This window comes from Epilithonimonas zeae (assembly GCF_023278365.1).
Lineage (GTDB): Bacteria > Bacteroidota > Bacteroidia > Flavobacteriales > Weeksellaceae > Epilithonimonas > Epilithonimonas zeae_A.
The window spans coordinates 534,772-550,366 of sequence record NZ_CP075338.1 but is presented as its reverse complement, the minus strand read 5'-3'; the positions used below and the strand labels follow the sequence as shown (position 1 = coordinate 550,366).

The window sequence follows — 15,595 nt, the reverse complement described above, 5'->3', positions numbered from 1 at the left end:
TGGTTTTTGAGATTTGCTATCAACTGACAACTATTAACCAACAACAAAATTTATAGATTAAAAATTAACGGTTGAAGCACTTTCATCTGATAATGTTGCTGTAGAAATGTTTCGTCTATTTTCTTATTCGAGATGACCATCGAAGCACCCAAAGCTGACCCAAGCGGAGAATGCGTGGACATCACATTGTAATGCTGGAAATGATGCGACATCAGCTTCATAAAGACATCATTATCCGTGAATCCGCCATCGATATAAATATTTTTGATTTCTGAGTTTCCAATAGCATTCGTTATTGTGTGAATCTGTAAATCCATCAGTTCTATCATCAGTTGATGATAAGCTTCTTCAAATGTTGAAAACGAATTCAGGTCGGTTTCTGTAATCATTTTTCTTTTCAAAATAATACCTTCGAAACGGAAATAAACCGCTTTGTGCTTCATCAAATGTAGATACAAATCCTGATCAAACTGAACTTCTCTGTGAGCCCCATATTCTTTGCCATAGTAAGTACACAACTTCTCAACCTGAATCCTATATTCATTTCCCATAAAAAAACGAGAAGCTTTCACACGTTTTCCGTCGATTCGCATATAATTGAGACAATTATTTTCGATATCTTCATCAGTCAGACTTTCATCATTAAATGGATTGAGAGAAATGCTCCAGGTTCCTGTTGATAACAATAAAAAGGGATCCTTTTTGCTTAAAATGTATGGTAACAATGCTGAAGAACTATCGTGGATCCCAACACCGATTTTAATTTTTTTATTTCTGTAAGACGTATTGATACTCGCAGAGGTTGGTACAATTGGTGGTAACAAAACATCAATTTCTTCTTCATAAACCCAATTGTGGTAATCATTTTTATCATAATCCCAAAGATTGGTATGACAGCCGATTGAAGTAAATTCCGACACGCAAATTCCAGTAAATAAATAGGATAAATATTGTGGCAAATGCAGACTGTAACGGATTTTCTTAAAAACTTCAGGATGCTTATATTTTAACCAAAACAACTGTAAACCGGAATTGAGCATTCCTGCTTGTGGAGAAGCTGTTTCACGGGAAATTTTCAATTTGTCACCGTGCTTTTCATAGAACAGATCAAGAATCTCTTGATCCATTGGTTTGGTGTAATTGTATAAAGGCGTGAGAACATTTCCTTTTTGATCCAGATGTACAAAACTTGCTCCGTAAGTGGAAAAATTAATAGCTTTTACTTCATATTCATCATTTTCAAGGATGTTATGAAAATTTTCTTTGATCCAATTTTGCAAAGCCGGAAGGTCTTCTGTGGGATAACCATCTTCGTCCGTTGTCAGAGGCAATTCTGTATATTCCCTAACAACTTCTTGATAATTCTTATCAAATAAAAAGAATTTTTTATTGGTCTTTCCAATATCAAATACAATGGTTACTTTCTTTTTGGACATTCCTGAAAATGAATTTAATAATTGTATGAAAGTATAAAAATGGAATTTCCGAATCTTACGCTTTCAATTAAAAATAATTAAGGAGTGTTTAGAAATTAAGAAAAATCATTACTAGTGAAACTTAATATCCTAAACACCCTTAATTAAAATAAAAATAAGTGGTTTATTTTTCAAACTTTCAAATTATAAGATGAAAGTTATTTCTATCATATTAGGTAGGACTTTATAATCCTGTTGCTTTTACATTCAGACCTCTTTCAGAGATTAATGTTTCTCTTACTTTAAGGTTTCTGTACGCTGCAATTGGGTCTAATGCAGCACCTGTCTGTAATCTTGCCGCTTTTAATAACGGACGCACGTCTGTTCTGTAAGCATTCTGCAAAATTTCCTGCGCACGAACCACGTCGTTGTTCAACTGAGCATCTTTTAATGCTTTTTGATTAACTAAAAGTGCCTGTGCATAAGCAATTAAAATCGCTTCTAAAGACTGAATTAAATCTTCTAACGGATCTTTGATGTTGTGACTTGCATCAATCATCCAAGCCGGATAAGGGTTTTGAGGATTGTTCTCTATTCCGTACACCAGTTCATTGAAAATCAGGAATAATGCATAAGGTTTGATGGAACCTACCGTTAAATCATCATCTCCATATTTGCTGTCGTTGAAATGGAAACCTCCTAATTTACCTTTGTACATCAAAGTTGCAACGATTTGCTCAATGTTTGAGTTTGGTAAATGATGACCTAAATCTACCAAAGTATAGGCTCTATCTCCGCAAGCGTTTGCCAGCATAAAAGATGTTCCCCAATCCTGGATGGTTGTTGAATAGAAATTCGGTTCGTAAGGTTTATATTCGATGAATAATTTCCAGTCTTCCGGCATTCCTGCGTAGATTTCTTTTAAACTTTGTTCAGTTTTTGACAAAGCGGTCTGGAAATTCAACTGTCCCGGGAAACTTGCTCCGTCTGCCAACCAAACGGTTAAACTTTTTGAGTCTAATTCTTTCCCGATTCTGATGACTTCTTTGTTATGCTCTACTGCGTAAGCTCTTGCATCTTCATTTACCGCATTTAACGAACCAAATTTGTACGATTGTTTTGCGTTCGGCTGATCCTGGAATGTGTTTGAATTCATCGCATCGAAAATCAATCCGTGAGAGGCTGCTTTTTCTTTAATCGCTGCAACATCACTCGGAATATCCCAAGGAATATGTAATGAAATAGCTCCTGCAGAATGTGTTAAAGCGTGAATTAATCCTACATCATCTAATTTTTGTTCTAAAGAAGAGGGCTCGCCGCCGTAAGAAAATCTTCCGAAACGTGTTCCGCCTGCTCCCAAAGCCCAACTTGGAATTGCTACTTGGAAGTCAGCAATTTTGTTGACAATTTCAGAAACGTTTGCTCCTGATTTTGTTAATTTATCTGATAAATATGCGAAGTCTGAATTGAAATTTTCAACCTCGTTTTTATTATTTTGTTCAATGATATCTTTTCCTATAATCATATTTTGATTTTTGATTAGCCTTGTCTAGGTTTTGAATCTTAACAAGGCTAAATTTATTGTCTAAATTAGTACTAAATATTTTATTTTCGTTCCCTCAATTGCTTTCGAATCGCTCGCAGCCCGACCTGAGTGGAGCTCTTTTTGTCGCAGCGAAGCGGAGACAAAAAAGCGGGAACGGAGGGCGGATAAAGCTGCCCAAATAAATTGAAAGTTAAAAAACTAACAACTGACAACTAAAAACCGACAACCAAAAATATTATCTCGGGAACGCATTTGCCATTCCACCGTCTACATTGATGATATTTCCTGTAGATTTATCTAAAATCGCTACACAGGCAAACACTCCGTTGGCGATATCTTCCGGAAGAATAATTTCGTTTAAAAGGTTTCTTTTTGCGTAGAATGCAGGCAATTCTTCAACGGTGATTCCGTTGGCTTTTGCACGGCCTTCTGCCCAAGAACCTTCCCAGATTTTGCTTCCAACGATTACGCCGTCAGGATTTACCACATTCACACGGATTTTATCTGCTGCCAATTCTGCCGCCAATAGTCTCGTCATATGCTGTTGCGCTGCTTTTGCCGTTCCGTAAGCCACGTTATTTGGGCCTGCAACCAAACCATTTTTACTTGCAATATTTACGATGTCGCCACCCAAATTTTGCTTTTTCATAATTTCTACACCGCTTTTTGACATCAGGAACTGACCTTTTACCAAAACATTTTCCAGCAAATCCCAGTCTTTTGTAGTCGTGTCTTCCAATGATTTAGAAATCGCCAAACCAGCTGAATGAACGATGATATCTACTCCACCAAAAGCCAAAACAGTTTCTTTGAAAGCGTTGGCAATCGCTTCTTCACTCGTCACATCACACTGAACAGCAACCGCCTGGTCTTTGTTATATTTTGAAGTTGCAGATTCTACCGCTTCTGTATTTAAATCTGTATAAACGACAACAGCACCTTCAGCAACCATTTTATCAGCAATTGCCTGTCCGATTCCGCCTCCGGCTCCGGTTACGATAGCAATTTTTCTTGACAATGGTTTTTCTTTTGGCATTCTCTGAAGTTTTGCCTCTTCTAATAACCAATATTCGATGTCGAAAGCTTCCTGTCTTGGTAATGATGTGTATTCAGAAATAGCTTCAGCACCTCTCATTACGTTGATTGCGTTCACATAAAACTCGCTTGCAACACGTGTTGTTTGCTTATCTTTTGAGAAACTGAACATTCCCACTCCCGGATAAATGATGATTACCGGATTCGGATCACGCATCGCAGGGCTGTTTGGATGCTTACAAGTTTCGTAATAGTCTTTATATTCCTGTCTGTATTGCTCGAAAAGTGGATTTAATTTTTCTAAAATCGCTTTAGAATCTGTTAAATCTTCGTTTTTATCTAAAGTTAAAACTAAAGGCTGAATCTTAGTTCTTAAGAAGTGATCAGGACAAGAGGTTCCAAGCGGAGCCAATCTTTCCAAATCATTACTGTTGATGTATTCCAACACCACATCGCTGTCTGTGAAATGACCCACCATTCTGTTTTCGGAAGAAGCTAAACCTCTTAGTAAAGGCATAATCTGAGCTGCTTTTTCTTTACGTTCGTCAGCTGGTAAAGATTCTACTTTTTGTCCGCCAAAAACCTGACCTTTTTCTTCGATTTTTTTAGCGATATATTCAGAAGCCATTTCAATCACTTCCAAACTGTTGATATAAGATTCGTAAGAAGTGTCTCCCCAAGTGAACAGACCGTGGCTTCCCAAAACGATTCCTCTGATTCCAGGATTATCGTTTAAACATTTTTCTAACTGTAAACCTAAGTCAAAACCTGGTTTTTGCCAAGGAACCCACCCCATTGTATCGCCCCAGATTTCTTTAGTCACTGCCTGACTGTCTTTTGCTGCAGCTACGGCAATTAGAGCGTCCGGATGAAGGTGATCGATATGTTTGAATGGAAGAAGTCCGTGAAGTGGCGTATCAATTGAAGGTGCTTTGCTGTCCAAATCGTAAATACAGTGATTGAAAAGCCCAACCATTCTGTCTTCGTCTGCCAAACCTTCATATACATTTTTAAGATTTCTCAATCTTTCTGTGTACAAACCAGCAATCCCTTTTCTTGTCAACGTTCCGATGTCACCACCTGAACCTTTTACCCACATTACCTCAACTTCTTCGTTCGTTAAAGGGTCTTTCTCGATGGTTTTACAGCTTGTGTTTCCGCCTCCATAATTGGTGATTCTAAGATCTGCCCCCAAGATGTTTGAACGGTATAAAAATAAAGCAACCTGGTCATCTCCGAAAGATGCTGCTTTTTCATCATCCCACAAATAGTCTACGTATTTGAATGTTTTTACTTTATTCATTATAATTATATTTCTAAATTTTTCTTCAAAATTAGAAGGTTGAATTGTCAACGGCATCCCGTACTATACTGATGAATCTTATATTTAAAGTTAATTTAAAATAACATTCAACATTAATCAAAAGATTATTGATATTAAATCCAACCTTACTAATTTGTAAAAGATTAGTAGCCTGGTAATTGGGTCAGATTTGGGTTATCTATCATTGGGTGTCCTGCAGACGCAGCTGCAAATGGCAACAATTCTGTTTTGTTGGTCTGGAATCCGAAGAATAAACCATCATTAGCAGACTCTACCCAACCAGGATAAGCATTTCCGTTCTCAGCATAACCAAACGCTTTTGAATACATATTATTACCCATTCCCAAAACGTTGAATCCGGCGCCAAACCCTACAGCTTTTCTCGCATTTCCGTTAAATGTGCTGGTATAAGCCTCAAACATTTGTGTAGGATACCATTTATCTTCTGTTGAAGTTGGCTGTCCGTGTGCTGCCACAATCGCTCTCAATGCAGTTTGATAAGCTGCATAATTTGCTGAACTGGTAGGAACATTTTTGATCGTCGCAATTTCGGTTGGATCCGTGATATCAATATAAGGTAAAGCTAAAAACGGGTCACCATATACCTGAGAATTTTTGTGGAATTTGTACAGTCTGTAAGTAGCAACATTGGCATATTTACCTATTCTTCTAGTCAGGTCTTTCATATCCTGTCTAGTAGCCTCGATTTCAGTAGTTAAACTATTGGTTCTGATAAGATCTGTACGAAGCATAAACTCGCCTGCAAACTCCCATTTTCTTTCCTGAACAATAGCTTTCAAAAAGTCGGCTTGCCCGGATGGTAATGGTAATGAACCAATGCCAGCTCTTGTACGTACGGCTGTTAACGCAGCATTGGCAGCAGCTGTAGGACCATTATTAAGATAATTTTGAGTTTCTGCATACATCAATAGAACATCAGCATATCTCAGCAATGGAATATTAAGGTTTCTGTCAGCAGCAGCCTGCGGTTCCACACTCCAAGACAGTCTAAACTTGCCTGGCATAATTGCAGAGTAAGTTGTACCTACATCTACAAAGGTATCGCCTGTACCTCCGCTTTCCAGAAAATAAACGCTATAAGATGTACAAGTCACATCTCTACGTGTATCATTTTGATTGAAAGACAAGTAGTAAGATGGTAAAATCATCTGTTGTGAAGAACGAGATCCAAAGACACCACCACGATAACCAGGATGTGCATAGACCTGAAATGCAGAATTGGTATTCTGTCCAAGAGATGCAATATGCCAAAGCATTTCTGAATTGACTGCACCAAAATTCCTACGATCAAAATTGAACCATAGAGCTTCGAATCCACTCTTTCCACTTTGGCTTTGTACAAGACTTTTAGTACCACCTGTTATGATAGCCGCGCAAGCATTATCTGCAATCTGATACAGCTCTCTTACTCTTGCATTATCCGAACGGCGAGAAACTACACCCGGATTAGACGTATTTAGTTCCCAACGAAGTGAATAACCAGCAGCGTAAAGCGCAATTTTAGCTAATAAAGCATTGACACCTTCTTTTGACAAACGTTCAGTAGTTCCATATCCGCTTGCTGCTAAGGTAGGTACATTGACTGCAGCTTCCTGCAAATCACCTACAATCCTATCATAAATTTGGTCACGTGATGCACGTTTTGGATAGAACGTATTTTCATCATTTGGGTCTAATGTTTCCAATGGCTCGAATACCGAAGGTACATCGCCATAAATCCTGATAAGATTATAATAACAAAATGCCCGAATCGACTTAGCCTCTCCTATCAAGGCATCCCTCTTCTCACTTGCTGCCATTTTTCCCAGTTGATAAACTGCAATATTAGTACGCTCTATAACAGCATACATAGCAGAGTAAATTCCTGTTACGGTAAAAGGTGTATAGGCATCATAATTATAGTTTCCGATATTATATTTTGAATTATTAAGTGCCTCCAGCGAATGGTTTACCGTATCGCCTGCACCAAGCTGATAGAACATCTCTGCAGGAACAAGACCTCTGTAACATCCCAAAACAAACATTTCCGCACTCTGTAAATTTTCAAAAACCTTATTAGAATCTGTATTGTTGTAAGAAGGCTGATCCAGGAAATCATCGCTGCAGGAATTGGTAGCAAGAACAGTTATAACAACTGAAGACATTACCACCATTTTTTTTATAAATCTATGTTGATTAAATATATTTTTCATTTTAAATCAATTTAAAAAAATTAAAACGTTAAATTAATTCCAAGAACGTAACTTCTTGACCTTGGAAATGTAGAACTGTCATAACCAGGAGTTACAGCTACTCCACTTGCAGCGGAAACCTCCGGGTCAAAACCTGAATAACCTGTAATGGTGGCAAGATTATTAACCGTAACATATATTCTGGCATTAGTCACCATAATGTCTCTCAGGAAACTTTTTGGTAAAGAATATCCTAAAGTCAACTGTGCAATTCTAAGATAAGAACCATCCTCTACATAATAAGATGAAGGATAAGTAATGGTCTGTGTATTGGTATTGCTAAGGCTCCAAAGACGAGAATCTTCATTTGGATTTAGTTCTTTCAGCCTTGCCAGGTTCATGGTCTGTTGTCCTGTGTTGGGGTCAATCAAATGATAGAAGTTAGTTCCGAATTCCGATGGAACGTTTTGGAACAAAGCATATGGACTTAAACTATGTTTAGTTGCATTATAAACGTCACCTCCAACGCTGAACTTCATAAACACGGCCAAATCAAAACCTTTGTATGAGAAGTTATTACTGATACCTCCAATGAAGTCAGGCGTCGCATCTCCAATTTTCACCATTTTTCTTGTAAACTGATCGCCTGCTTCGTTATCTGCAGCGAACTTGATATCTCCAGGTTTTGGCGTTCCAGTTGCCGGTTTTACTACTCCATCTTTGAGTGTTAGAGTTCCATTGGCATTTTGGGTAAAATCGTCTGTAGTGTAAATACCTTGATAAACGTAACCATACATCTCACCAAGCTGCTCCCCAACTGTCGCATAATAGGTTACAACTCCTGCTCTGTTACTTCCCACACTGAAGGTTCTGGAATCTCTTCCTTTTTCTAAAGAAAGAACCTTGGAACGGTTATGCCCAATGTTGAAATCTGTTGTCCATCTGAAGTCGTCTGATTTTAAGTTAATAGTATTCAAAGTAAATTCTATACCTCTGTTTCTCATACTTCCAATATTCTGATATTGTCTTGAGTACCCTGATGACGCTGGAAGAACAGCTGACATCAGCATTCCGTCTACAATATTATTATACCATTCAGACGTCAGTTTGATTCTGTTATTAAATAGTCCCAGATCAACACCAACATTGGTAGTTTTCATTTCTTCCCATCTTAGAGAAGGATTTCCAAGATTAGAGCTTGTAACGTACACTGGATTTCCTGGTGTGTTATTCATTGGATAATCTGTTATAGAATAGGTCGTGAGGAAGAGATTATTTCCGATGTCATTATTCCCAGTCACACCATACTCGAATCTGAATTTCAAATCATTAATAACATTTGTTATTTTAGAATTCTGCCAAAAACCTTCCTGAGACGCTCTCCAAGCTGCAGCTACAGATGGAAAAGTTCCCCATTTATTATTCGGTCCAAACTTTGACGATCCATCTCGTCTAATGGTTGCGGTTAATAAATATCTGTTATCGTAATTATAGTTTACCCTTCCAAAGTAGGATAATAAACTGTTGCTACTTCTATCTGTAGATTTGTCGGAAACGGTTGCAGTGGAAATATCGTCTAGTCCGAAGTTGGGAAAAGGAAATTTTATCAAAGTCATATTATTACTTTCTGACTGTGAGTAAACGACTTCCTGGCCTATCAATGCATTAATGGTATGTTTATCTCCAAAAGTATTGTTATAAGTCACCGTATTAGTTATCTGATAGCCATAAGATTCGCTGTTTCCGATCTTCCCGTTGATACCTGTAGTCGTTGGGTCTGTAAGATTGGCTCTTGAATTTTCATCGGAGAAAGAAGTCGATTTAACGCTTCTCCAGTTATACTGTCCTGCCGTTCTGAAGGTGAAATTTTTAAGAAAATCGATCTCCACACCTGCATTAGCCACAAAATTTCTATTGCGGGCATTGGAGGTAGATGCTTGAAGTTCGATAAATGGATTCTCAGTATCATAACTTGGATCCAAAGCTGCAAAGTCACCATAAGTCTGTGTATTGAAAAGCTGATTCAGGCTGAAACGTGTTCCACCAATAATCGGCTGTAGTAATATCTTTTTCATCCCAGAATAAGCACCGCCACCATTTAAGGAATTGGTATTGAATACAGAATTGAAATCTACCCTAATGCCCTTGTACAATTCGGATTTAATATTTGCTCTCAGCGAGTTTCTAGTCTCGCTAAAGTTGTCAAGCAAACCGTCCTGCTTGTTGTAGTTATAACTTACGAAGGCTTGCGTTTTTTCAGTTCCAACAGAAAAATTAAAGTTATGGTTCGTAGTTACCCCAGACCCGCCAAGCATTTTGTCCTGCCAGTCAAGTGTGGAAGCATTAGCATATCTTTCACTTATTGTGTTATATACGCCTGTATAGAAACCCGGCGAATCCGGTGATAAATTATTATTAAATATATTACTCCACTGTGCAGTTCTTCCAGCCAGATTAGCCATCTCGTACTGGTATTTTACATAATCTTCTGCATTAGACAACATGTCCAGTTTTTTGGATAATGTATCAAACGATGTAAAATTATTATAATTGATAATGGTTTTTCCTTTCTTACCGCCCTTCGTTTTGATAACAATGATACCATTGGAACCACGCGCACCATAAATCGCAATAGCAGAAGCACCTTTTAAAACGTCAATACTTTCTATATCATTAGGATTGATGACGTTTAGAGCGTTGTCTAGTTGGAAACCATCCACAATATAAAGTGGTTCTGTTCCCTGTGTAATAGATGCACCACCACGGATGGTTACGTTGGCAGTTGCACCAGGCGCACCACTTGCAGTTACAATGTTCAAACCTGCCGCTCTACCTTGTAAAGCCTGTAGAGCATTCATTGCCGGAGTTGCTGCCAGGTCTTTTGCTGAAACAGAAGATACAGAACCTGTAAGGTCAGATTTTTTAACCGTTCCATACCCGATGACAACGACCTCATCAATATCTTTAGTACTAATTTTTGTACTATCATTTGCAACCTGTTGTGACAAGAGCAAATGAGATGAAAGCAGAAAAGCCGGAAAAACAATTCTCTTCACATTCTTGTGTTTAATTATCAATGACATATATTAAGTTTTTTTAATATTTAATTATTATGACCGAAATGTACATGCTTACAAAACTTTCAGCATCCTGTCATATCCTGCATTATCAAATTATTAATTTATCATAATTTTAAAGCCTTATTTACTTTAAAAATCGACAATCAATACAATATCAATAAAAATAATATCAAATAAATGAAAAATAATTAATCATATTAAATAATAGAATTTCACTATTTTATTATGCTGATTTTCAAAAATTAATACTTAAAAACAAAAACACTGATTTTTGTCAGTGTTCGATGTTAATTCAATTTTAATTGAAAATAATAAGAATATTGAATGAGAAAATTATAGAATTAATATTTGATTTTATCGTAAAGAATTACCATATCCTACGATGAGTATAGAAATAAACATTACCAACATTCCCAATACAATAGTTGAGATAGTTTTTCTGGAAACACCTTTCCATTCTTTAATGATAACGCCCCAAAGATTGGCAATCAAAATGATGAACGCCATATGTAAAATCCACGAACTAGGTCCATTTCCCATCTTACTTTCGCCCATACCGTAGAAGAAAAATTGCAAAAACCACATAGTTCCGGCTAATGCACAGAAAATAATATTCTTTAAAAATGGGACATTTTTCTTGGTATAGTCCGTGTAAGATTTATTTTTAAATGAAAGATAAAGACATCCAATAAGATTAGAAGCCATTCCGCCCCAAAGCACAACCACATAAGTTACATTATTCTGAAAAAGAAATTCTCCTTGATTTGGATTGGCTAATTTCCAAGCTTCGTTGGCTACGTGTGCCATTGGTTTTCCTGCTTCCAATCCAAAATTAAAACAAGCACTCAGAACTCCTGAAATAATGGCTACGATTAACCCCAAACCAAATTTATATTCTGTTTTCACTTCCGCTCCGTGCGGATCAATAAAATTAGTTTGAAGTTCGTTGTCCTTCATTACACCAGCTTTACCGCTGATTATAATTCCGACAACACAAATCAACAATCCTAAAAGAACCATTTTCCCCCAATCGCTGGAAAGCATCAAACCGATGTTGTCTTTTCCTGCTTGTGGATAGAATTCATAAAAAATGGAAGGAAGAAGCGAACCAATTACCATCGTCAATCCTAACATAATACTGCTTCCCAAAGCAACGCCCAAATAACGAACGCCTAATCCATACATAAAACCACCAATTCCCCAAAGCGCACCGAACAAAAATGTCAATCCTAAAATCGATGAACTCTCATTTTGAATAATTTCCCAAAAATCAGGAATAGTAAGAAATGCAGCCAGCGGCGGAACAATAATCCAGGAAAACACACCACCAATCAACCAAAAAGTTTCCCATTGCCAGCCTTTAACTTTTTTGTAAGGCAAATAAAAACTGCCAGATGAAAAACCTCCTAAAAAATGAAAAATAACTCCTAGTAATGCATTCATAATATTATCTTATCGATTGAATTTGAAAATTAACAAGATGTAATCGATTGCGCATCTTGTACTGTCATGTGTAATGTTTTGAAAAATAAGATTTTTTCTATTGTCTCAAAGAGATTTTTTAACTCATTACTTTATTGATAGTTATATCTGTTTTTACCGTTTTAATATTTATAATTATTTCCAAATTTTAAACCTTAGTCGTGATTATTTCCGACTTAAAAATAAAAATCATCACAAAAATTATATTTAACAGCTATAAATAAAAAGACTTAACAAATTCTCATTGTTAAGTCTTAATTATCTGGTGAAATTGAAATTCTATTTTAATTGATAAACTTCACTGGCAGCTAACAGCAAACATCCTAATCCGTAATCTTCAAAATCAGGAACTTTGTCAATAGCTAAAGGCTGTCCATCTTTCGGTTCCTTTCCGGTTCCCTGAACCCAGCCTAAAAATCCGTTCGGCTGAACAGAATCTTTGACTATCGCATTCCAAGCTTTGGTCAAAACAGGTAAATAAGTTTTTTTATCTATCAGACCTTTATTGATTCCATAAGCCATTCCGTAAACAAAAAGTGCAGTTCCTGTCATCTCTTTTCCTCCAAAATTGGTTGGGTCATGAAGACTTACATTCCAAAAACCATCCTCTCTCTGAATCGGAAGCAAAGCTGATAACAAATCTTTATAATCCTGCAAATATTCTTTGTAATGAGGATCAGACTTGGGCGTATCTTCTAAAGTACGAGCCAAAGCAGCCACTACCCAACCGTTTCCGCGGCTCCAATAACAATCTTCTCCATTCGGTTCTGCATAAGGTGGCACAAAACTTTTATCTCGCCACCACAGTTTATCTTTCGCATTGTACAAACCATTTCCGCCGTGTTTGTATTTTGTGAAAGCATACATTTCGTAATTTTTGTCAAAATATTTTTTCTCACCGGTGATTCTACCCAATTTTGTAAAAATGGGCATTCCCATTTGAAGAGCATCAATCCACCACCAGTCATCAGATCTTCCGGAAGCAATCATGCTATCCATAGAAAGTTTCACAAATTTGATTCTTTCAGGATGTTTTCTTCCATCGATTTCATAAAGGTCAAGATAAGTTTGTCCACAAGCTTGGTTGTCCGCATTTCGGGTGTAAGTTCCGCGCATCATATCCCAGTTGTGTTTTTGCGACCAATCTAGTGCATAATCATAATATTCTTTTTTAGGATCAATTTTATAAAGCGCCATCAGACCTTCATAATAAACCGCTCTCGTCCATAGATTGCTCGGCCACACTTTTTTACCTACAACTTCCTTTCCAGCATCAGGCCATTTATTCATAAAATATTGATTGGCACGTTGGGCGACTTCCAGAACTTCCTTCTTATCTGGAAGTTCAGATTTTTTCTTTACTGTAGCTTGCTTTTGCGCTGTACACGAAGAAATCCCTCCAAAGAACAATGCGGCAAAGAGACTGGCGGTTAGTAACTTTTTCATAATACTTATATTTAATTTTATTAATTCTCTTCTCACTTGATGATTTATTGAAGTTTTATTGTAACAATATTCGGCTTCGGAATTTCTTTCACCGATTCATCCAGATAATAATCCGTATGCGGCGGTTGATTATACCCTACATTTTGCCAGACAATACTTAATCGATACTGCGGATTATGCATCAAAGTATACAAACGATGTTTCGTCGGAATCGTGGTACTGAAAATTCTTAATTCCTGATTATCGGTAGTTCTGTACATCACTTCCTCACGCCAGTCTCCAAATAAATCGGCAACCAGAGCCGGATTTTTCTTGGTTCCGTTATTCGATTCGCATTGGAAATTTTTAGCATCAAAAATCACATTTGATTTCTCTTTTTTCCAATCCCATTTTGAAATAACGGTTCCGTCTAAAATTTCGCTTAAAAAATCACCATCCCAATAAATTCCCATATTTGCAGGTGGATTTTTATCGCTAATTTTCTTTCCTTTTGCGCTGTAAACTCCTTTTAAACCTGCACCGGCTGCCCAACATTCCGAGCCATCATAACGAGGGTCTATATTCAGCGACAAACCTCTTCCCGGCCCCTGAAATTTACTCGCTTGGCTGTAGACTGTCGAAGGTAATTTCCACAAAACCTTTCCTGTTTTTCCATCTCTGAAATGCGCTCCCGCATCATCAAACCGCTCCTGAATATCAAAAATTTCCAATCCCGGATTGGTTGGGTCCAAATCTCCGACGTGTAAGGCATCACCGTGACCATAACCTGTGCTGTTCAATACTTTTCCGTCGTCATCAACCGTCATTGCACCAAAAACAATTTCATCTTTTCCGTCATTATCGACATCGGCAATGCTCAGATTATGATTTCCCTGTCCGCGGTATTTTTTGTTTTCTTCTGAACTTTCGGTATCAAAAAGCCAGCGGAGACTGAGTTTTCTGTCTTTAAAATCCCAGGCTGCAATCGCTGTTCTGGTGTAATACCCTCTCGACATAATCACGCTCGGCATTTTTCCGTCGAGATAAGCGACAGCTCCCAAAAACCGGTCGATGCGGTTTCCTTTGGCGTCGCCCCAAGTTTCGGTCATTTCTTCATTGGTAGGATTTAAACTTCCTGCAAATCTGGGAACCTGATAATTGACTGTGTTTATTTCTTCACCTGTTTCTCCATTAAAAACCGTTAGAAATTCCGGTCCGGAAAGAATCATTCCGTTTTCGTTGACGTAATTTTTGGTTGGGTCACCAATGAATTTTCCTTTTCCGTCTTTGCTTCCGTCGGCAGTTTTCATAACGATTTCCGCTTTTCCATCCTGATCTAAATCATACACCAAAAACTGCGTGTAATGTGCTCCTTCCCTGATATTTTTGCCTAAATTGATTTCCCACAAAAACTGTCCGTTCAGTTTATAAGCCTGAATAATCGGCGGATCTGTTTCTCCTTTCTGACTGTTGTCGTGAGATCTTCCGGTTTGATGAAGGATGATTTCGTACTCTCCGTCGCCATCCAAATCGGCAACTGAAGCGTCATTTGGCGTGTAACCTTGAGGAGTTTTTAAAGGAATTGAAAAATAAGGTTTTTGATTGGCTGTGTATTTTGCAAAATCCTGGTCAACGTCCTGATGTTGTGTATTTGATTTTACGAAGTAGGTATAATTTTTTCCTTTGTCAGCGGTTTTATCCAAAAAATTGGTTCCATTGAGTAACGGCTTTTCATTCAGTTTTTTGGTCTGATTATTTTCTGTACGATACACATCGAAATGCGTATTCTGAGCTTCCGTTCCTAACAATCGCCAACTTATAAAAACGCCTGATTCTGCAGGAATGGCAACGATTCCTCTTTTCAGGTACTCCATTTGTCTTTGGGCAAAGAATGTTTGCGAAAGAAAAATAGCGGATGTAAGGAAGATATATTTGATTTTCATAATTCTATATCAATATCTAATTATTTTTATGTTTTGGCTAAATGCTTTTATAAACTAATATTTTCATAATGTCATTCTGACGAAGGAAGAATCTCATTAGGTTAGTTGAGATTCTTCACTCCATTTCATTTCGTTCAGAATGACAAATGCTCT

General features: G+C 37.4%; 8 protein-coding genes. All 8 read right to left on the bottom strand.

The features are described 5' to 3' along the window. Nucleotides 1–50: 50 nt before the first annotated feature. Nucleotides 51–1,436 carry an FGGY-family carbohydrate kinase gene (locus KI430_RS02210; protein ID WP_248876655.1) on the bottom strand — a complete coding sequence of 462 codons (1,386 nt, stop codon included), beginning with the start codon at nucleotides 1,434–1,436 and terminating at the stop codon, nucleotides 51–53. Nucleotides 1,437–1,659: 223 nt separating this feature from the next. Then, a complete protein-coding gene (locus KI430_RS02205; protein WP_248876654.1) occupies nucleotides 1,660–2,940 on the bottom strand; it encodes a sugar isomerase in 1,281 nt (426 codons plus the stop codon). 256 nt (nucleotides 2,941–3,196) lie between these two features. Continuing rightward, on the bottom strand, nucleotides 3,197–5,299 hold the full coding sequence (locus tag KI430_RS02200; RefSeq protein ID WP_248876653.1) for a bifunctional aldolase/short-chain dehydrogenase: 2,103 nt from the start codon (nucleotides 5,297–5,299) through the stop codon (nucleotides 3,197–3,199). 164 nt (nucleotides 5,300–5,463) lie between these two features. Then, entirely contained in the window at nucleotides 5,464–7,533 is a 2,070-nt protein-coding gene (locus tag KI430_RS02195) for a RagB/SusD family nutrient uptake outer membrane protein (protein WP_248876652.1), read from the bottom strand. A gap of 20 nt (nucleotides 7,534–7,553) precedes the next feature. Beyond that, nucleotides 7,554–10,595 carry a SusC/RagA family TonB-linked outer membrane protein gene (locus KI430_RS02190; protein WP_248876651.1) on the bottom strand — a complete coding sequence of 1,014 codons (3,042 nt, stop codon included), beginning with the start codon at nucleotides 10,593–10,595 and terminating at the stop codon, nucleotides 7,554–7,556. Nucleotides 10,596–10,946: 351 nt separating this feature from the next. Beyond that, nucleotides 10,947–12,035, bottom strand: coding sequence for an L-rhamnose/proton symporter RhaT (gene rhaT / locus KI430_RS02185; protein ID WP_248876650.1), 1,089 nt, complete (start codon nucleotides 12,033–12,035; stop codon nucleotides 10,947–10,949). 318 nt (nucleotides 12,036–12,353) lie between these two features. Beyond that, entirely contained in the window at nucleotides 12,354–13,520 is a 1,167-nt protein-coding gene (locus tag KI430_RS02180; RefSeq protein ID WP_248876649.1) for a glycoside hydrolase family 88 protein, read from the bottom strand. Between the two features lie 44 nt (nucleotides 13,521–13,564). Next, the gene (locus tag KI430_RS02175; RefSeq protein WP_248876648.1) at nucleotides 13,565–15,442 is read right to left on the bottom strand and encodes a rhamnogalacturonan lyase; all 1,878 of its coding nucleotides are present in this window, start codon (nucleotides 15,440–15,442) and stop codon (nucleotides 13,565–13,567) included. Nucleotides 15,443–15,595: the final 153 nt, after the last annotated feature.